The following is a 19,538-nucleotide window of genomic DNA, read 5'->3' on the forward strand; positions in this document are numbered from 1 at the left end:
AGGGATTAATATCCTGGATTCTGTTTCAAGTTAGGGTTAATTTGCAACTGGGCTTGAGGAATTGGAAACAAGGCCCTGAATGCCTGAGAAGTTGGCTTCTCCCACCATGCGGCAGTATATCTTCCAAATCTGATCAAATCTGATCTTCTTTGACCTTCGGCAAAGAATTCTCTTCCTCTTTCTGCCAATAGGATATCAGCATTTAAAGTTGTCAATGCAGGAGCCGATGATCTAGCCCTGATCTGATTGACCAAAGCAATGGCATCAGCAGTTCTTCCAAGTTTCCAAGCACATTCTGCTTTCATTAAAATCACATCGCCATACCTGAAGATAGGGAAGTCATTGTTCAAGTTGGGAGCAGATCCTAGAGGAATTTCGAATTTGTTGATTCTTGTTCCCGCCTGTCTGAATGCATTTGGTGCCAATTGATTGATATTTGGAGTGAAATTCAAGACAGGTCCATCAGGATCATTTGCCTCTGCTGCACCATCGGTAAGTACAACTCCTGTAGAAGATCTTTGTATACCTTCTCTCAATGATCCTTTTCTTAGGTCACCAGTTTCGAAACTATTGTAAAATTCTTCCAATGCGGTATAACCATTCCAAGGCTGATCTACCAAGTTAAATGTAGCTTGATTTGAATAGTGGAAAGTCATTTGGTGGATATTGAATCCCCCGGCGTTGTTTGCATCATAAGGAAGTGTAAACATATTCTCAGTTGAATTCGCATTCGTCGCTGAGAAATTTTGGAAGAAGTTTGGTGTCAAACTGTACTGACCTGAATTGATAATTACATTCAAAGCAGCTTCAGCCTCAGCCCATTTTCCTTTACTTGGATCCGCCACACCTGGTGTAGCGCTCAAATAAATTTCTGCATTGAGGTAAAGCTTGGCCAAAATCATATGTGCAGTCCAATAATTCAAATTGGTCTTCACATTGGTTTTAGGAAGCAACTCTACATTGTCCTTGATACTACTTTCGATGAAAGCGAAAACTTCAGCCCTTGTGTTTTGAGCAGGATCTCCTGATCTGTCAGTTTCCACAATGATGGGAACATTTCCGAAGTTATCAATCAACCAAAGGTAAGCCAAGGCTCTCAGGATCCTCAATTCAGCACCTAAGGCTTCTACATCAGGGTATTGTTGCAACAATAAGTTGGACTCACCCACGATTCTAAAGCAATATATCCAAGCACCGTTATAAGCACCGTCACCTACAGCCCAAGTATGTCTGTGGTTTCTTAGCCAGATACCACCGTCTTCCCAGTCAGCACCTTTTTGAGGAATAGCCAATTGGTCAGAAGAAACTTCGTTGATACTCCACATACCTCCGTGACCTCCCCAGTTGCCGACTACGGCAGCATAGGCAGATTGCTTCAGTACTTCAATCAACTCGGGACGAGGGCTGTTTGCCAAATCGTCTTGAGTTACCCCTGTCAGAACTTCTTGTTCTAACTCCCAGCACGATCCCATGGTAACTGCCATAAGACCTCCAACAAATAATGATTTAATTGATCGTAACATATTTATTTTGAGTTTATGTTATTTTAATGTAAACGTTAAGCCTGCGGTCCAAGTTCTGGGAACGAAATAGGTATTTCTTCTTTCGATGCCGGGAGCCAAAGGATTTCCACCATCTGTCCATCTTACTTCAGGATCTACACCAGAAAACTGTGTGATCGTGAAAAGGTTTTGAACACCTGCATACAATCTGAAATTACTGATTGAGGCAGATTTGACCGGAAGGTTATATCCCAACTGTAAGTTATCCAACCTGATGAAATCCCCTCTTTCTAGATAGAGGTCAGAGAATGTCGGTGTGGAGGTCACAAGTGGGTTGGTTGGGGTATTTTTGGTAACGACTGAGTTCCAAGTGTTAGAAGATGCATCTGCATTTTCATAGAACCCTCTGAATGAATTATAAATCAAGTGACCGACACTTCCTCTTAGCAAGAAATTCAAGTCCCAGTTTTTGTATGCAAATGAGTTAGAGAAACCAAAGTCAGCAGTTGGAAGACCGTTCCCTAAGTTCTCAAATTCTTCAGGTCTTTCTGTGCTTAGGATATATTCTCCGTTTTCGGTCAATCCCAAGAATTTTGGACCATAGAAATTACCTATTTCTTCACCTACCCTGTTCCAAATGATTTCGTTGTTATTTTGCCCTGGAGATCCAGGTGTTGCCTGACGGATTTCAGGTAAGCTGATTGATCCTACACCGATCCTATCAATAGTAGTTCTTCTGTATATCGTGAAGTTTGCAGAAGGATTCCAAGTCACCATACCCAATTTTATATTGTTGACATTCAATAGGAATTCAAAACCCGCACTCGACAAATCAGCAATGTTTGCCCAAATGGATGGAGAAGTGTAGAAGTTTCCCGGATCAAATTCGTTAGGAGCACCTACAGGTACTTGCGTATTGAACAACAAGTCAGAAATATTCCTGGTCCAATAATCCATGGTACCGGTGATTTTTCCATTCAACAAGGCGTAATCCAAACCAAAGTTGAATTCTTGCATCGTTTCCCACTTCAACTGAGGATTAGGATTTTGCAATTGATTTACGCCAACAAAAACTGAGTTGATCGGTTCTGCTAAGTTCAATGGAATTCTGTTACCGTTACCGAAAATACCCAAAGCCAAAGTTGGGGAAGGAGGCAACTGACCTGTCACTCCAAAAGAAGCCCTAGGCTTGAATTGACTAAACGGACCCATATCCAAAACTTGGGTCAAGTCAGCACCTGCGGTTACAGCAGGGAATACACCGGTTTGATTGTCTTTACCGAATCCTGAGTAGGTTTCAGCTCTTACAGAAGCAGAAAAGAAATAGGTATTGTTGTAGTTGAAATTGGCTCTACCGAACAAAGAGTTCAATACTGCTCTCTGAGCATAAGAACCCATATCTGTTCCCGGTCCAAATCTTAAACCACCCGCTCCAAGGTTATTAGGTCCTTGATCAAAAAGATATCTTGCTGAAGAGGCATTAAATCCGTTGGCAAGGGAAATCTGTGTTTCAGCACCTCCTAAGAATGTGAAATCCATTTTGTCAAAAATCTCATCTTGAAATCTGATGGTACCGTTCAATATACTAGTTGTATTATTGAACAAATTTTGTCCCGCAGATCCACTGCGTCCAAATCCTGAATTGAAATCTTGGAAAGAGAAAAACTGGGTGGAATTCACAGTCAATCTATCTTCAGAGAATTGGGTAGCAATAACAAACTTATCACTCAGGTCATATTCCAATCTGTAAGAGTAGATAGCACTCTTGATGTCATTGGTGAATTGTTGCTGATTGATTAATGCAACGGGGTTGAAATAATCAAACAACGGTCTTTGGAAATAACCACCAAAATCCCTGTTTGCATTTTTCAACCTTAATTCCTTTGCAGCTGCTGTTTCCTCGGCTGGATTATAATCTCTTTCAAAGATGGGAGCCGTTGGGTTATATATAGTGGCATATCTTACTGCTTCACCATTTACGTCTTTGGTGCTTGTTTGGGTATATGCTAAACTCATGTTCATTCTCAACCTGTTTTGCAAAAGACCATGGTTAAGGTTAAAACGTGTGTTCAACGTTTCTCTATTGGTGCCTTTTACAATACCGTCGTTATTTCGGTAGTTGACAGAAGCAAGATAATTGGTGTTATCAAATCCACCTGATACAGATGCGTTGACAGTTCCGTTCAATGCTGTCTGGGTCACTTCGTCCCTCCAATCAGTCCTTGAACCATAATCTATTCCGCCTCTAGCCACAAATTCTTCCGGAGAAAGAATAGGAATCAGGTTGGTAGGAACTTCAACAGCTCCGAAAGTATTGATGGTTACATTTGCTCCTCCTTTTTTGGTAGAACCTTTTTTGGTAGTGATCAAAATCACACCGGCAGAACCTCTTGTACCATAGATGGCAGAAGCAGATGCATCTTTCAATACGTCAAATGATTCGATGTCATTGGGATCGACAGCATCTATAGAGGCACCAATTACTCCATCCAATACAATAAGGGGAGACTGATTCGCTCCAAATGAGGAAATACCTCTCAATCTCAAAGTTGGCTGTGAGTTGGGGTTACCACCTGCACGCGTTACAGAAAGACCGGCTACTTTACCCTGAAGCAATTGGGTTGGGCTTGGGAAGTTACCACGGTTAAATTGCTCTGAACCGACATTGGTCACAGCAGAAGTGATTTCCTTCTTGTCCTGTGTACCGTAACCGATGACGACAGCTTCCTGTAAGCTTTGGATATCCTCAGCCAATTCAAGGTTAAAAATACTTTGGTTTCCAATAGCTACTTCCTGCGCTGTAAAGCCAACGAAGGAGAAAACCAGAGTTTGATCTCCCGGTTCTACAGTAAGTTTGAATTTTCCATCCAGGTCAGTGGTTGTACCACGGGTGGTTCCTTTGACGAGGACTGTTACTCCCGGAAGGGGATCTTTAAGGGTAGCGTCCAGGATGGTTCCCGATACCTCCCTGCCTTGAGCAAAAGCCGAGGTCATACTGATTACCATCAGTACTGAAACCAGAGCAAAAGCCTTTAGTTTTTGTAAATAATTTCTCATAGGGTTTGTTGTTTTGAAAAAAACGAAATTGTTTATGTAGTTGATTTCAATTCTAAATTGAATGTTTAAATTATATTTTGCAATTTTTAACATTTGCCCTTTGTGGCTTTTGGTCGAGTGGGTGTTAACAGAATAATGTTATTTTTTATTAATCGTTAAATAAATTGATTTTTATAGATTGAATCGGTAACCGAAAACGTTTGAATTTTTCGAATACTTAAAATTTTTCGATTTTATTAAAAATGTGAAAATTGACCTTTAAAACAACCCTTTAGTTGGTAAAATCAGAAATCATACCCGATTACCATGTAGTAAGCTTATTTTTGCATTTTGGATAATCTTGCCGTAATCCATCAATAATCAGGATTATACAGGCCAATATTTTCCCCTGACATTGCTTTTAAAACAGGCAAAAAGTGGAGCGGTTTGGTTCAATTTTTATCCTAAAAAACAGTGGTCTATTTCTCCCGGAATGGGTAACTTTTTAAAGGGAAATTATCCTTTTCACACATTCAATTAATGGAAAGTCCTAGTTGCCGACTTGTGCAATAACCGTCGATTTCACGAAATTTAGTAGAACTATTTTGCGGTTTTGGTATTTCAATCTAAGGCATAACCCTTTTTGGGCGTTCATACCTGATTCTGATTTTATATTGAAATTGTTATTTTTTCTTCAATTGATTCAACTTTTTTATTCTATTCTGTATCTTAGCCGTATGAAGGTTTTTGATAAAAGAAAAAGGGACAATGAGCGCAAAAAATGGGCAATCGTCTTCCTGATTTGTATTGGCACAGCATTTTTTTACTCCCAACAATCCTCCAAAAATACCATGGCTTACCAATTTTTCAACCCTTTTTATGCTTGGAATAATAGTGAAGAAAACCCGATCAGGAATATTGTTACCAAATTTATCCCGCAGCAGATCCCTGACAGACTCAAGGAATGGCGTTAAGAGATTCCAAAACATTGTAATCTAAATTTAATGTCACTTTTCTGAATCGAATTACTTTCCATTGCATTCTCAGATTTACTATCCCAAAACTGATTTATCCTTAAAATTTAGCCCACAATGTATCTAAAGGACATTTATATTTATCCTATCAAATCACTTGGTGGTATCAGATTAGAAGAATCCATTCTTGAAGAAAGAGGGTTGAAATTTGACAGGAGGTGGATGTTGGTAGATAAAGAGGGGATGTTTCTGACCCAAAGGACCTTTCCTGAAATGGCCCTTTTGCAAGTGGAAGTGGGAGATTCTGGTCTCTTGGTTTACCACAAAAATGACCACAGCCATAGGATTCTGGTTCCTTTTCAACCCCAAACAAATTATTTTTTATCAGTTACCATTTGGGATGATGTTGTGATTGGGCAGAAAGTGGATCAGCAGGTCAGCAAATGGTTTTCAGAAACACTAGATAGGGAATGTGACCTAGTCATCATGCCTGAATCCACCGAAAGAAAATTATCCCCAAAGTATGCTGTCAACAGTGAATCGGTTGGTTTTGCGGATGCCATGCCCTATTTGTTGATCGGTCAGACTTCATTGGATGAACTCAATGGAAGGTTGGAAGTTCCCGTTCCCATGGACAGATTCAGGCCTAATCTGGTATTTGCCGGTGGAAATCCTTTTGAGGATGATACTTGGGACAAAGTACAAGTGGGCGAGGCTGTATTCAAAATCACCAAACCCTGTGCCCGCTGTGTGATGACCACAGTCAATCAGGTAACTGCCGAAAAGAGCAAAGAACCTTTAAAGACATTGGCTACCTATAGGACTTTCGACCACAAAGTGATGTTTGGTCAGAATATGCTTTTGCTCAGTGGAGATAAGATTAAAGTAGGGGATGAGGTGGTTCCTTTTTTGAAATAGAAAAAAAGTTGTCAGTACCTTTGGGTTAAAATTTTATTTACCCCAGAGCACTCAGAGGAAAAAAGAAGAGAATTAATAATGCTGAATGAATAATGGTTTGGGAGCACTGTCATCGGCGGGGAATATGATCCTGAAGGGATCAAATAAAATTAACCCCGAGTAAGGAACGCAACTCGGGGTAAAAAACGAAAACAGCGATTCCGGTTTTTGGCCAAACAAGGAATAGAGAGTTAATAGCTTTCCACCAAAAACAGAGAAGTTCAAAATCCTTCGCTCCCATTGCGAAACCTTCTTTTCCTTTGCGAAAAAAAATATACCTCACGCAAAAACGCAGAGCAAAAAAAAGAATAATGACGACAGGAAAGATTATTGAATTATTTTCCCGCTGATTTCGCAGATCTTCGCAGAAGGAATTGACAGATAAATAAGGCTCTGGAATATTTATAGAATTGATCTGCGCCAGTCTGCGTGTTCTGCGGGACCATAAAATGGAAGCCAACGCAGTTGGAGATTTATCTCCGATTGCTCAGTGACCTCCGTGGTGGTAAGACATGTGTTCACCGATCAATTTCTCCACTTGCGACCATTGCGATACCATTGAGTCCTTTGCGGTTAAAGCAGGATATTTTTTAAATTAATTTCTTTCGCCCTTTCAGGGCTTGGTTGAAACCTTCCTCATGATGACGATGGGCTGCACCCATCTCTAAGTTATTTCGCACTTTCAGTGCTTATTTTTCAAATTCGGCAGCCTCCACAAGTCGTATCTCCACTTTGCGACCTTTGTGAAACCATGGGGCCCTTTGCGGTAAATAAAATCTCCTTATGATTAGGAATAATTTTTAACCGTCTCAATAAACACCTTCACCATTTCAGGATTGATATCCGGATAGACGCCATGACCGAGATTGGCAATGTGTCTCGTCCCTTTGAATTGGTCCATCATCTCTCTCGTAGCGGCCTCGACTTCCTTTGCGCTGCCATATAAAGCAGCAGGATCCAAATTTCCCTGCAAAGTTTTATTCGGCCCGATCAATTCCCTTGATTCGGCTATTCCCATATTCCAATCCAAACCGATTGTACTGCAATTCAATATTGCCATTTCTTTTCTCGCAAAAAAAGCACCCTTCGCAAAAACCGTTGTCGGTACATTTTGGATGGCATCGCAGATTTGGGAGATATAAGGAAGGGAGAATTCGAGGTAATGGTTTGGAGGTAAGATACCAGCCCAACTGTCAAATATCTGAACCAGGTTAGCACCTGCCGCCACCTGAGCTTTCAGGTAGTTGATCGTGCTGTCGGTAATCATCTGCAGCAGTTTATGGGAAAACTCCGGCTGTGTATAGAGCATTGCCCTGGATTTGGAAAAAGTCTTGCTTCCTGACCCTTCGACCATGTAAGCGAAAATCGTCCATGGCGCACCGGCAAAACCAATCAACGGAACCCTGCCGTTCAGCGCTTTTTTGGTGATTTTGATCGCTTCGATTACGTAGCTGAGGTCATCCACGCCGTCAGCAATCCTCAGTTTCTTTAAGTCAGAAACATCCTTTACAGTCTCAGGAAACCAAGGTCCACGCTTTTCCTGCATTTCATAAGGCAATCCCATGGCTTCAGGGATGACCAAAATGTCTGAAAAAATAATCGCCGCATCGACATCCAAAATATCCACGGGCTGTATGGTCACCTCAGCTGCCAATTCCGGTGTCTGAGCCAATTCAATAAAACCACTCACACTTTCACGGACTGCGCGGTACTCAGGAAGGATTCTTCCGGCCTGACGCATCAGCCACACAGGTGTTCTTTCTACTATTTCGCCTTTTGCGGCACGTATCAATAAATCATTCTTCAATTGCATGGTGCAAATATAGAATCCGAATTTGAATTAGGAGGAAAGGAGTTAAAAACTTCCGGTGGACTTTGTAAGAGAATTGGCATCTCTTTTCTGAAAGTATCCGTCCAAATTTTCAAGACCTCACTTAATATTGGCTTTTCCGGTTTACGTTTTAAAGTAAAATCCAGATTTGTGAAAGGCAAAAAAAAGCCTCCATGTCGGAGGCTTTTGAAATTTATTTTCTTTCTTCAAGTTTCACAAAATCGCTTTCGGACAATTCTAGCATTTTGACAACTCCTTCATAGTCATTGTAATCGATTCTTGAACTAAAATCAGCTGGCACGACTACAACCCTGAATTTTTGGTTCCTTGTCCAGTCATTTCCCAATAAAGTGGGATCAAAGGTTGTCTCTAAAAACACACTGAAATCTACTTTACTGAAATCATAATTATAAATCAAAATCCCTTCCTCAAAAAAGACGGTCTGAGGCAATGCCCTCCATATGGTATTTCCATTGGCAGTTTCCCAACGAACATAAATCAATACGACATCACTGTCAAAAATAGGTGGCTGAAAGTCGAATACAGCCAGGTAGTTATTTGCTGCTGTAAAATTGACATCAACCTCAAAAGCTTCAGCTACAATATTGACGCCGGCTTGACCCTGTGGACCCTGTGGGCCGGTGAATCCTGGAGGTCCCATAGGCCCTTCACAGGCAGATACGGCAACAAAAGCTGCCAAAAGAAATGAAGAAAGTAATTTTCTCATAGGATTTCTGTTTTGATTAGGAATTAAAAATTTAGACTGAAATTGACTTAAATGAATTGTAAGAAGGAAACGAAGCAGAACTGACTCAGGTTTTACTTTACAAGTTTTATACCAATAACATTGACTTCATCAGGTCCGATAATCTGGTCAATGAACACATCAGGAATGGGTAAGTTGTTGTCCTTTGCGAAGTCATTGATCTTGTTTTTGATTTTTAATGGACTCGGCATCACAAAACGGTGGGCTTTTATGGTAGCAATGATAACATTTTCCCCTGAAAAAGACACCTGATCATATCCAACATTCTTGTCCATCCATTTTGATTCCAAACCAACAAAAACTTCCATAGTGTCTAATTTTCCAGCTGGTTCGGTATAATAGATGGTATGCAAAGCTGCCTCAGGATGGGCATTTTTGATTTTTTCAATTTCCAGAAATGCAATTCCCAACTTTTCATCCTGTGGGATTCCCTTAAAATGCCTTCCTGACAAGTTGATGTCTTTCCTGTCCAAGACCTCTAGTTGGACTTCATTGAAGCCCCCCATGCTGTTGAATACAAACAATCCCGTCACCACCAATAAAATGAATGAGACGAGAACAATCTTTTTTTTCATGGTAAGGATGGAGTATCCACGATTTCTTGACAATAACCAAATGAAACTTGGGGTGAAGGTCTTTTGAATTGGCTCCGCCGCGGCAGGCATGTGTGGACCGTCGACTGTGGTCGGTTGTCGGTTTCAATAAGTCTTTTCCCGGTCATAGCATCAGGTCAAAACAAATACCTCACGCCAATAGCTCCCTGCAATCGGAAGTGGCCGAAACGATCCAATAATTCCATGAAAAAGCCTATTTCCCCAAAAACGCTGATCGGCGCTTCGTCAAAGTAATATTCTGCCCCGCCAAATGCTTCGGGGCCAAAATCCATGTTTCTACGGGTCTCCCTCAAAGGCAATGCCGAGATGGAGGAATCCGTAAAGGCATAATCTACCAATACGGATCGAAGCTGAACTCCCGCCCCGGCATAACCCAATAAGTAGCCGGATCCAATATTGAAATCATCAGTAAAATCCTCATGATAAGCCCCCCTAAAATTCAAAGACCAGGAATTGGAGGTGCTGTGGCCGACATAAAAAGCATTTGGACTTGGTCTGTTGTTATCAAAATCCCTTCGGTAATATTGAGCACTGTTTGGTCCACCCCTTCCGATCATTCCCTCAATGGAAATTTTATCATCCAAGAAGGTTTTGTAGGTGATGGAGAAAGGTTCTCCAAACCTCAATCCAATGCCCGGTTCTTGGGCAAAAGCAAATAGTGGCAATATGGCCAAAGCCAAAACAAGTAACTTTTTCACTGTGGTTTTTATTTTTGGTTTAGTTTTTTCTTTATAGATATGAGATATGAGATGTGAGACGTGAGATTTGAGACACAAGACGCAAGACATAAGATTCAAGATACGAGAACCGAGAGATGAGAATCAAGGTCAGAGACTTGTCCCGTCATCCTGAACCGGAGCTTTCGGAGGTGAAGGATCTATTTCCTGGTGACTCTTCGCTTCGCTACCAATGACATAAACTTAAATGACCCCCTCGGCAAGCTCGGGGAACTAGTGTTTGGCAATTTAGAGGGCAGGAGGGGAAAAGCGGCACTGCCGCTTTTCCCCTCCTGCCCCTATCCCAAGAACAACCGCGGTGGCCGAGCTTGCCGAGGCCAATTTATTTCACATTAATGTCATTACTCTTTCTGAACATTCAAATTAATGTTGACCACTCAGAGTGATGGCTCGGCACCTTGAAATTCCCACTTCCTATCCCGAACTTCGTAAATCTTGATTCCCACTTCGTACTCCACCTCATACTTCGTAAATCCCACTTTCCCCCTCGTACTTCGTAAATCATACATCGTACATCGTAAATTGTACATCGTACTTCCAATCTTCCTTACTTCCAATCTTCCCCCCTCTAACCAATCACCATCGACTTTAGCTGCATCTGATGGAGTTTGGAGTAGTAGCCTCCCAATTCCAAGAGCGACTCATGGGTTCCGGTTTCCTTGATTTCTCCTTGGTGGAGTACCATGATTTTGTCGGCTTTTTGTATGGTAGAAAGCCTGTGAGCGATGACGATAGAAGTTCTTCCTTTCATCATTTTAGAAATGGCCTTTTGGATCATCTCCTCAGTTTCGGTATCGACAGAAGAGGTCGCCTCATCCAAAATGATGATCTCAGGATTGTAGACTATAGCCCTGACGAAGGATATCAGCTGCCTTTGTCCCACCGAAAGTGTGGCGCCCCGTTCCATGACGTTGTAATCCAGGCCGCCGGGAAGTCTTTCGATAAACTTTTTAGCCCCTACCAATTTCGCCGCTTTCATGACTTCTTCCCTCGTAATCTCGGGATTGCCAAGTGTGATGTTATTCAGTATGGTGTCCGAGAACAAGAAAACATCCTGCAATACCACGCCGATATGTTTGCGCAAAGTGCCTAGCTCATATTCCTTGATGTCAGTGCCGTCAAGGGTTATTTGGCCTTTGTTGATGTCATAGAATCTGTTGATCAGGTTGATGATAGAAGATTTTCCGGCTCCTGTGGCACCGACCATGGCGACAGTTTGCCCGTGTTTGACTTCGAAATTGATGTTTTTCAGCACCCACTCCTCGTCATTGTAGGCAAACCATACATTTTCCAGTTTGATGTTTCCCTCAATTTTTTCGGGTTTGTGCTTTCCTTCATTTGGAATTTGATCGTCATTTTCCAGGAGTTTTAAGATTCGCGATGAACTGACTACGCCCATTTGAAGGGTATTGAATCTATCAGCAATCATCCGGATGGGCCGGAAGAAAAGCTGCAGGTACATGATGAAGGAAATCAGGATTCCGATCTGGATTTCCATATCAAAAACCCCTGTTGCGCCATACCATACCACCACGCCGGTGCCGATTGCCTGGATGATTTCTGCGACTGGATAATAGATCGAATAGTACAATACTGACTTGACATGGGCTACCCTGTGCTCACGGTTGATGTCTTTGAATTTTTCGTACTCCCTTTTTTCCCTGTTAAAAATCTGCACAATGTTCATACCAGTGATATGTTCCTGCAAAAATGAATTGAGGTTTGAAACTGCATTCCGGACGTCATTGAAGGCTACTTTGATTTTCTCTTTGAAAATATAAGTGGAGATGATGAGGAGCGGTAGCGTACTCAGACTGACCAAAGTCAGCTTCCAATCCACATAAAACATCACTCCCAAAATGGTTACTAATTGGAGCAAGTCCCCGATGATGGCTGCCAATCCTTCACTGAATACATCGGCGAGCGTTTCCACATCAGAAACATTTCTTGTCACCAATCTTCCAATGGGTGTATTGTCAAAAAACTTCAACCTCATCTTGAGGAGATGGCGGTAGAGTTTGACCCTGATGTCCTTGATGATGACCTGCCCGATCCATCCTGAGAGGTAGGTATGCGCAAACTGCACCAAGGATTGAAGCAACAGCAATACAATAAGTAAATAGATAATATTCAGCAAACCATCACTGTCTCCTACCGCGACATAGTCATCGATAGCAATCTGAATGAAGTATGGGCGGGTTGGGGCCAACACTGCCATCGCAATGGTAAGGAATACCAAAAAGTAAAAGCGGGCTTGGTAGGGCTTGACAAACTGGTACAGTTTTTTTAAAACCTGGGCATCTATGATGTCACCACTTTTGATATTTTCTTTTTCCAGGCTCAAAATGATTCAGTATTTAAATAAATATTTCTTGGGGATAAACCACTTTACAAAGATAAAGGCCTTGGGCCGGAGAAGCTGCTTTTGCCTGACTGCGGTTTTTGCTGTCTAAAATTTCCTGAAACTGATCGCAATCAAGTCTTCCCAAACCCACTTGGACCAAAGTTCCTACTATCGTCCTTACCATTCCACGCAAAAACCGGTTGGCAGTTATATGAAAGAGCAATTGATTACCATTTTGTTCCCAATAGGCCTCTTTTATTTTACAATTGAAGTGGTTGACATCAGTATGGACTTTGGAGAAGCATTGAAAATCTTCATGTTCCAACAATAGTTTGGAAGCCTCATTCATTTTGTCCACCGAAGGAATGTAATACAATAGCCATGCCCTTTCTTCTTCAAATGGTTCCTTCCGTAAGGTGATTTTGTATAAATAGCTTCTCCATTTTGCGTCAAATCTCGCATGGGCATTATTCTTCACCTTCCGCAAAGCATAGACTGCAATGTCCTTTGGTAGCACGCCATTGATCCGTTGGACAAAATCCGCCTCCTCAAGGTTTAAAGCAGTGTCAAAATGAGCAAACTGTTGGGTAGCATGAACGCCCGTATCCGTTCTTCCGCTACCTGTCAGATAAGAAGGTTGCTTCAGTATCACAGAAAGGGCCTTCTCCATCTCTGCCTGCACAGAATGGGCATTTTTCTGGAATTGCCAGCCATGATAACGCGTCCCGCGGTAAGCGAATTCTATAAAAAACCTTTGGATTTCCATTTTACAGTGCAAAGATATTATTCGAAGGCAAATAAAAACCACCTTTTATACAAACCTTGCGAATCAAAAAATTACCCTGTTTCTTTGTCAAAATTTAAAAAGCAAAATGATACAACGCATCCAAACCGTTTTTCTGTTTCTTGTGGCAGTGGCCATGATATTGGTGATTTCCTTTCCCATCTGGCAGCAGGTCAACCCAAGTCAGACCCAATTGATGACCCTCACTGCTTGGAATCTAACTACTCTTGACGTGGCTTCCAATGAAACTGTGGATACTTCCTCCAAAATATTCATTGCCATTCTGGCCATTGTAGCTGCAGGAATCGCGATTTTCAGCTTGATGCAATACAAAAACAGGACCAAGCAAATGTTTTTGAATATGGTCAATTCCTTTGTGATGGTGGTCAATGTCGGACTGATAGTCTGGACCACACATACGGCAAATGCCCTTATCAATCCTGAAGTCAATGGGGCTTTTGTGCCTGGGTTTTGGGCGATCTTTGCCGGGATGATCTGTAACCTGCTTGCAAATAGGTTTATCCGAAAGGACGAAATGCTCGTCAGGTCAGTGGATAGAATCAGGTAGAAATACCACATACATAATCATACAAAAGCCGGCGGTTGATTTCGCTGGCTTTTGTTTTTATAAATAGTAAGTTTGAAAAAAAACAGCCATGAGACTCGAAACACTCGCCATACACGCAGGAAACATCATCACCGATTCCCACCAACCTGCTGTGCAACCCATTACCACTTCTACCACTTTTGTGCACCATGAGGGTTCGCTGATCTACTCGAGGGCCAATAATCCCAACAGGATGGCTTTGGAAAATGTATTGGCCAAACTGGAACATGGCGAAGGTGCGGCAGCTTTTTCTTCGGGTAATGCAGCAGCTTTGGCAGTATTTCAGGCTTTAGAGCCTGGAAGTCATATCATCGCACCGGATGACATGTACCATGGTATCCATAGACAGTTGGTGGAGATTTTGAAAGGGATCGTGGAAGTGAGTTTTGTGGATCTGGCTAACCTGGATATTGTCAGGGCTTCTGTCAAACCCAACACCAAACTTATCTGGATCGAAACGCCTTCCAACCCATTGCTCAAAATCACGGATATCCGTGCACTTGCTGCAATTGGAAAAGAAATCGGAGCGAAAGTGGCTTGCGACAATACGTTTGCAACTCCTGTTTTTCAAAACCCGATTCTACTCGGCGCTGATATCGTCATGCACAGTACTACCAAATATCTTGGTGGACACAGTGATATCTTGGGGGGAGCTTTGATTTGCAAAAAAGCAGATGATTTTTGGCAAAGAATCAAAATGATCCAACATGTAGGGGGAGCGGTTCCTTCTCCTTTTGATACCTATCTCTTAACACGGAGCATTAAAACTTTGGCTTACAGAATGAAAGGTCATGCCGAACATGCCGGTACCATTGCGGAATATCTATTCCAACATCCTCAAATCGAGGAAGTATGCTATCCCGGATTGAAATCCCACAAAAACCATCAGGTCGCCGCTTCCCAAATGTCGGGTTTTGGGGGCATGCTTTCCTTCCTGGTCAAAGGGGGTGCAGCGGAAGCAGATGAGGTCATATCAAAACTGAAATATTTTACCAATGCGACAAGTCTCGGAGGAGTAGAAAGCTTAGTCGAAAGAAGGGCTGCTGTAGAAGGTCCGGATAGCAAAACACCTGCAAACCTGATTAGGATGTCAGTGGGTTTGGAACATTTGGATGATTTATTGGAGGATTTGAGTCAGGCCTTACATAAATAAAGGCTGTTCAGGACAGCCTTTATATTTTTGAAACGGTGAGCTAAAAAAGGGCGACCAACACAACTATTTCGTATGCTTAGTAAATAAAATAAAATTTTTCCTATTCGTAAAATTTTTGGTGCATTATTTTCTTATTCATCGAAATTTTATCGAAACTAATTTTTTCCAAATATTAACCTGCCCAACCTTCTCTGTCCAGACTTCTGTATTGTATAGCCTCTGCAAGATGCTCTACTTTGATGGTTTCGCTTTGACTCAGGTCAGCGATGGTCCGAGATACTTTCAGGATCCTGTCATAGGCCCTTGCCGAGAGTCCAAGTCTTTCCATGGCGGTTTTGAGAAGTACTTTTCCTGCATCATTGATTTGACAGACTTCTTTGACCATATGGGATGGCATCATGGCATTGCAGTAGACTTCCGGATTGTTTTTGAACCGCTCGATCTGGACTTCCCTTCCTATGATGACCCTTTCCCGGATGGATTTGCTGTTTTCAGTTTTTCTGGTGGAGGTCATCTCTTCAAATCTTACGGGAGTCACTTCCACATGCAGATCAATCCTATCCAAAAGTGGACCGCTGATTTTATTCAAGTAGCGCTGCACGATTCCGGGACCGCAGACGCATTCTTTTTCAGGGTGGTTGTAATATCCGCAAGGGCAGGGGTTCATACTGGCAATCAGCATGAAATTGGCAGGGAACTCCACAGAAACCTTTGCCCGCGAGATTGTAACTTTTCTTTCTTCCAAAGGCTGTCGCATCACTTCCAAGACAGTACGCTTGAACTCAGGTAATTCGTCCAAAAACAAAACACCATTGTGCGAAAGGGATATTTCTCCCGGTTGGGGATTACCGCCTCCTCCTACCAAAGCTACATCACTGATGGTATGGTGTGGAGACCGAAAAGGCCTGTTTGCGATCAGCGCTGCGTTTTTGCCAAGTTTGCCTGCGACCGAATGGATTTTGGTTGTCTCCAGAGCTTCCTGAAGAGAAAGTGGAGGAAGAATGGAAGGAAGTCTTTTGGCTAGCATGGTTTTGCCTGCACCGGGAGGGCCGATCATGATGACATTGTGTCCTCCGGCTGCTGCGATTTCCATTGCCCTTTTGATATTTTCCTGACCCTGTACATCAGCAAAATCAAATTCATATTGCTCCAAAGAATGGTAAAAGATATCCCTTGTATCGGTCACCAAAGGTTCGATCTGCAGTTCACCTTCCAAAAACTTGATGGCCTCCTCCAAAGTATTTACTCCGATAATGTCGATTTTATTCACAATGGAGGCTTCGGAGGCATTTTCTACAGGAAGGATAAATCCCTTAAATCCCTGCTTTCTGGCTTCTATTGCGATTGGCAATGCGCCTTTGATCGGGCGAAGATTGCCATCAAGAGACAATTCTCCCATGATGATGTAATTTTCCAATTCGGGAAATGCTACCTGTTCGGAAGCTTTCATAATCCCCAAGGCAATGGGTAGATCATAAGAAGAGCCTTCCTTGCGGATATCAGCAGGAGCAAGGTTGACGACGACCTTTTGCCTGGGCATTCGGTAGCCGAAGTACTTGAGCGCAGACTCTACTCTTTGCTGACTTTCCTTGACGGCGGAGTCGGGAAGGCCAACCATAAAAAAACTTGTCCCCTGACCCACATTCACTTCTATCGTGATGACTTTGGCGTCAACACCGGACACAGCACAGCCGAAAGTTTTTGCAACCATATTTTAGATTTTAGGCAATAAAAAAAGGAAACCGATTGGGTTTCCTAAATTAGTTATTAAATCCAAATATCCTTTAGTTATTTGAAATTTTGTCTTTTGCGAATTACTGATGCTTCTCTTTCTTCTTCGATCGTTTCCAGTTTCTTTTCGATGTTTTTGAGTTTGACACCTTGTTCAAAATCGTAAAGCTTGGCTTTCAGTTCGTTTTTTTCAGTCTCCTTTTTGGATAGTTCAGCCACAATATTGCTCCTGACCATGGTACTGGTACCCCAAGAAATCAAAAAAAGCAACAAGCCGATCAGAAGGAAATTGACCACCAAAGTCGGCGTCAGTTCATCCACCTTCAAGATGCCCTTTACATTTTCGAACAGAAGGAAAAAGACAAGTGCTATTCCGAAAAACAGTGCGGTCACTAAGTGCGAGATTTTATCTATTTGTTTCATATGAATGCTAAAATTTAATTGTTGTCTAAATTACTAAAAGGACTGCATAGTGGAAAGTTTCCGGTATAATCCTTCTTCCAATATGAGTTGTTGGTGTGTTCCGCGTTCGACGATCTGCCCTTTTTTGATTACAAGGATTTCGTCTGCATGCTGAATGGTACTGAGTCTGTGGGCAATTACCAATGTTGTACGGTTGGCCATGAGATTGGTTAAGGCTTCTTGCACTAATTTTTCTGATTGGGAATCCAATGCCGAAGTCGCCTCATCCAATATCAGGATCGGAGGGTTTTTCAATACCGCCCGCGCAATGCTGAGCCGTTGCCTCTGACCGCCTGAGAGTTTCGATCCGCGTTCCCCGATAGAAGTTTGGTAACCGTTTTCCAAATCGACAATAAACTCATGGGCATTGGCAATCTTGGCCGCTTCGATGACTTTCTCCTCGGATATTCCCTCAAGCCCAAAGGCGATATTGTTGAACACAGAATCGTTGAACAATATCGATTCCTGCGTCACAATCCCCATCTGTTTGATCAGGGAATTGATTTCTATGGTTTTCAAATCTACCCCATCCAAAGTGACTTTCCCCTCTGTCGGGTCATAGAATCTTGGAACCAAATCCGCAATCGTTGATTTTCCTCCACCGGAAGGTCCTACCAAAGCGATGGTTTTCCCTTTTTGGAGGGTGAAAGAAATATTGTCCAACACCTTTTCCTTTTCATAGCTGAAAGAAACATTATGGAACTGTACGGCATCTTTAAAGGTATCGATGATGACAGGATTTTCAGCGTTTTGGATTTCGCTTGGCGTATCGACTACTTTGAATATACGATCCGCAGAAGCCAAACCCCTCTGTATACTGCTTGCCGCACGGGAGATTTCTTTGGCAGGATTCAATACCTGGGTGAAGATGATGATATAGGTGATAAAATCCGAAGCGCTGAGGTCAGAATTGTTATTCAAGACCAAGCTTCCGCCATACACCAAAATCCCCGCCACGACCGAAACCCCCATAAACTGTGAGATGGGAGAGGCCAACTCGTTTTTCTTGGCCATGGAGATATTTACATCGGAGTAAAAGTCCGTCTCGCTGTCAAACTTACTTCTCACGTATTTTTGGGCACCAAATGCCTTGATTACCCGCATGCCACCGATAGTTTCATCCAATATATTGACAATCCGGCCGAGGCTTTCCTGACTTTCGATGGCTGTCTTTTTCAATCTCCTTGTAATCCCGCCGATGATCGCACCAGATATCGGAATGACCATGATGGTGAAGAGTGTCAATTTGAAAGACATGAAAAACAGCACGGCAAAATACAGGATAATGGTTACCGGTTCTTTGAAGACGACACGCAGTGATTGCACTACACTGTTCTCCACTTCTTGGATGTCGTTGGTCATTTTGGACATCAGATCCCCTTTTCTTTCGTTGGAAAAGTACCCGATGTGCATCCTTGACACTTGCTCAAAAATCGACATCCTCATTTTTTTGATGACTTCTGCTCGTACTTTGGCCAAAACCACTCCGGAGAGATAGGTGAAAAGGTTGGCCAGAAAAACAGAAATAACAATGATGATACAGACATAGACCAAAGTCCCAAACTTGCCATAAGTCTCAGAGATCTGATGGAAATAGTAATTGAACAGGGTGAGGAAATAGTCAACCGTGAATGCAAAATCAGGCTTGCTGAGGTATTTGCTCATGTCAGCCTGCGGTGCCTGCTCGAAGATCACATCAAATAACGGCTTCAGCAGTGTGAAATTCATCAGGCCAAAGATGATGGCCAACAGTGTATAAAGGACGTATATCGGAAAATACCTGCGGTAAGGCCGGGCATAAGACAAAATACGGAGGTAAGTATTCATGAAATGCTTTTACAGATTTGGCCGCAAGTTAAGGAATAAAAATAGGTTTTGGTTTTCTGTTGAATTCCTGAAAAGCCGATTTATGGATTTACGCTTTTTTGCCAGTAACCCTATATTTTTATTCAGTCGGGACGGATCCCGATAGCTATCCATAAGCGTCAAGCTAAGAAGAAATTTAGAATTTCAAGATGGTTGTTTTTGCCTTTTTTGGTT

At 42.3% G+C, this 19,538-nt stretch carries 16 protein-coding genes; 4 read left to right on the top strand and 12 right to left on the bottom strand.

Annotation, left to right across the window (positions count from 1 at the left end; translation table 11 throughout):
* Positions 1-5 precede the first annotated feature (5 nt).
* Positions 6-1,523, bottom strand: a complete 1,518-nt coding sequence (locus MMU05_RS11890; RefSeq protein WP_241141901.1) for a RagB/SusD family nutrient uptake outer membrane protein — start codon at positions 1,521-1,523, stop codon at positions 6-8.
* A gap of 18 nt (positions 1,524-1,541) precedes the next feature.
* Positions 1,542-4,559, bottom strand: a complete 3,018-nt coding sequence (locus tag MMU05_RS11895) for a SusC/RagA family TonB-linked outer membrane protein (protein WP_241141902.1) — start codon at positions 4,557-4,559, stop codon at positions 1,542-1,544.
* 716 nt (positions 4,560-5,275) lie between these two features.
* Here MMU05_RS11895 and MMU05_RS11900 point away from each other — a divergent pair.
* Together MMU05_RS11900 and MMU05_RS11905 are read left to right on the top strand one after the other, a co-directional pair.
* Positions 5,276-5,512: a hypothetical protein gene (locus MMU05_RS11900; RefSeq protein WP_241141903.1), complete on the top strand. Its 237-nt coding sequence runs from the start codon at positions 5,276-5,278 to the stop codon at positions 5,510-5,512.
* A gap of 117 nt (positions 5,513-5,629) precedes the next feature.
* On the top strand, positions 5,630-6,430 hold the full coding sequence (locus MMU05_RS11905) for an MOSC domain-containing protein (protein WP_241141904.1): 801 nt from the start codon (positions 5,630-5,632) through the stop codon (positions 6,428-6,430).
* A gap of 826 nt (positions 6,431-7,256) precedes the next feature.
* Here MMU05_RS11905 and hemE read toward each other — a convergent pair.
* The 7 genes from hemE to truA form a co-directional block, all read right to left on the bottom strand.
* A complete protein-coding gene (gene hemE, locus MMU05_RS11910; RefSeq protein WP_241141905.1) occupies positions 7,257-8,282 on the bottom strand; it encodes a uroporphyrinogen decarboxylase in 1,026 nt (341 codons plus the stop codon).
* Positions 8,283-8,493: 211 nt separating this feature from the next.
* Positions 8,494-9,027: a collagen-like triple helix repeat-containing protein gene (locus tag MMU05_RS11915; protein ID WP_241141906.1), complete on the bottom strand. Its 534-nt coding sequence runs from the start codon at positions 9,025-9,027 to the stop codon at positions 8,494-8,496.
* A gap of 92 nt (positions 9,028-9,119) precedes the next feature.
* Complete coding sequence (locus MMU05_RS11920) at positions 9,120-9,641, bottom strand: hypothetical protein (RefSeq protein ID WP_241141907.1); 522 nt, start codon at positions 9,639-9,641, stop codon at positions 9,120-9,122.
* Between the two features lie 155 nt (positions 9,642-9,796).
* The gene (locus MMU05_RS11925) at positions 9,797-10,378 is read right to left on the bottom strand and encodes a hypothetical protein (protein ID WP_241141908.1); all 582 of its coding nucleotides are present in this window, start codon (positions 10,376-10,378) and stop codon (positions 9,797-9,799) included.
* Positions 10,379-10,794: 416 nt separating this feature from the next.
* The gene (locus tag MMU05_RS11930) at positions 10,795-10,947 is read right to left on the bottom strand and encodes a hypothetical protein (protein WP_241141909.1); all 153 of its coding nucleotides are present in this window, start codon (positions 10,945-10,947) and stop codon (positions 10,795-10,797) included.
* A gap of 38 nt (positions 10,948-10,985) precedes the next feature.
* Positions 10,986-12,761, bottom strand: coding sequence for an ABC transporter ATP-binding protein (locus tag MMU05_RS11935; RefSeq protein ID WP_241141910.1), 1,776 nt, complete (start codon positions 12,759-12,761; stop codon positions 10,986-10,988).
* 13 nt (positions 12,762-12,774) lie between these two features.
* Positions 12,775-13,527: a tRNA pseudouridine(38-40) synthase TruA gene (gene truA / locus MMU05_RS11940; RefSeq protein ID WP_241141911.1), complete on the bottom strand. Its 753-nt coding sequence runs from the start codon at positions 13,525-13,527 to the stop codon at positions 12,775-12,777.
* Between the two features lie 106 nt (positions 13,528-13,633).
* On the opposite strand from truA, the gene MMU05_RS11945 reads away from it, so the two are divergent.
* Together MMU05_RS11945 and MMU05_RS11950 are read left to right on the top strand one after the other, a co-directional pair.
* The gene (locus MMU05_RS11945; protein WP_241141912.1) at positions 13,634-14,113 is read left to right on the top strand and encodes a DUF4293 domain-containing protein; all 480 of its coding nucleotides are present in this window, start codon (positions 13,634-13,636) and stop codon (positions 14,111-14,113) included.
* Positions 14,114-14,201: 88 nt separating this feature from the next.
* Positions 14,202-15,305, top strand: coding sequence for a trans-sulfuration enzyme family protein (locus tag MMU05_RS11950; protein WP_241141913.1), 1,104 nt, complete (start codon positions 14,202-14,204; stop codon positions 15,303-15,305).
* 172 nt (positions 15,306-15,477) lie between these two features.
* Here the strand turns inward: MMU05_RS11950 and MMU05_RS11955 are convergent, their stop codons facing one another.
* The 3 genes from MMU05_RS11955 to MMU05_RS11965 all read right to left on the bottom strand — a co-directional run bounded on the left by MMU05_RS11955 (position 15,478) and on the right by MMU05_RS11965 (position 19,325).
* Positions 15,478-17,016, bottom strand: a complete 1,539-nt coding sequence (locus tag MMU05_RS11955; RefSeq protein WP_241141914.1) for a YifB family Mg chelatase-like AAA ATPase — start codon at positions 17,014-17,016, stop codon at positions 15,478-15,480.
* Between the two features lie 77 nt (positions 17,017-17,093).
* The gene (locus tag MMU05_RS11960) at positions 17,094-17,459 is read right to left on the bottom strand and encodes a hypothetical protein (RefSeq protein WP_241141915.1); all 366 of its coding nucleotides are present in this window, start codon (positions 17,457-17,459) and stop codon (positions 17,094-17,096) included.
* Between the two features lie 33 nt (positions 17,460-17,492).
* Positions 17,493-19,325 (bottom strand): ABC transporter ATP-binding protein, encoded by a 1,833-nt coding sequence (locus MMU05_RS11965; RefSeq protein WP_241141916.1) that lies wholly within the window; start codon positions 19,323-19,325, stop codon positions 17,493-17,495.
* Between the last annotated feature and the right edge of the window lie 213 nt (positions 19,326-19,538).

This window comes from Cognataquiflexum rubidum (genome assembly GCF_022538115.1).
GTDB classification, from domain to species: Bacteria; Bacteroidota; Bacteroidia; order Cytophagales; family Cyclobacteriaceae; genus Cognataquiflexum; species Cognataquiflexum rubidum.

Bases quoted from the DNA above. Each gene is read 5' to 3' on its own strand.
- MMU05_RS11895 (WP_241141902.1), bottom strand. From the start codon at position 4,559: ATGAGAAATTATTTACAAAAACTAAAGGCTTTTGCTCTGGTTTCAGTA.
- MMU05_RS11930 (WP_241141909.1), bottom strand. From the start codon at position 10,947: ATGTACAATTTACGATGTACGATGTATGATTTACGAAGTACGAGGGGG.
- truA (WP_241141911.1), bottom strand. From the start codon at position 13,527: ATGGAAATCCAAAGGTTTTTTATAGAATTCGCTTACCGCGGGACGCGT.
- MMU05_RS11950 (WP_241141913.1), top strand. From the start codon at position 14,202: ATGAGACTCGAAACACTCGCCATACACGCAGGAAACATCATCACCGAT.
- MMU05_RS11920 (WP_241141907.1), bottom strand. From the start codon at position 9,641: ATGAAAAAAAAGATTGTTCTCGTCTCATTCATTTTATTGGTGGTGACG.
- MMU05_RS11905 (WP_241141904.1), top strand. From the start codon at position 5,630: ATGTATCTAAAGGACATTTATATTTATCCTATCAAATCACTTGGTGGT.
- MMU05_RS11960 (WP_241141915.1), bottom strand. From the start codon at position 17,459: ATGAAACAAATAGATAAAATCTCGCACTTAGTGACCGCACTGTTTTTC.
- MMU05_RS11890 (WP_241141901.1), bottom strand. From the start codon at position 1,523: ATGTTACGATCAATTAAATCATTATTTGTTGGAGGTCTTATGGCAGTT.
- MMU05_RS11915 (WP_241141906.1), bottom strand. From the start codon at position 9,027: ATGAGAAAATTACTTTCTTCATTTCTTTTGGCAGCTTTTGTTGCCGTA.
- MMU05_RS11945 (WP_241141912.1), top strand. From the start codon at position 13,634: ATGATACAACGCATCCAAACCGTTTTTCTGTTTCTTGTGGCAGTGGCC.
- MMU05_RS11900 (WP_241141903.1), top strand. From the start codon at position 5,276: ATGAAGGTTTTTGATAAAAGAAAAAGGGACAATGAGCGCAAAAAATGG.
- hemE (WP_241141905.1), bottom strand. From the start codon at position 8,282: ATGCAATTGAAGAATGATTTATTGATACGTGCCGCAAAAGGCGAAATA.
- MMU05_RS11955 (WP_241141914.1), bottom strand. From the start codon at position 17,016: ATGGTTGCAAAAACTTTCGGCTGTGCTGTGTCCGGTGTTGACGCCAAA.
- MMU05_RS11965 (WP_241141916.1), bottom strand. From the start codon at position 19,325: ATGAATACTTACCTCCGTATTTTGTCTTATGCCCGGCCTTACCGCAGG.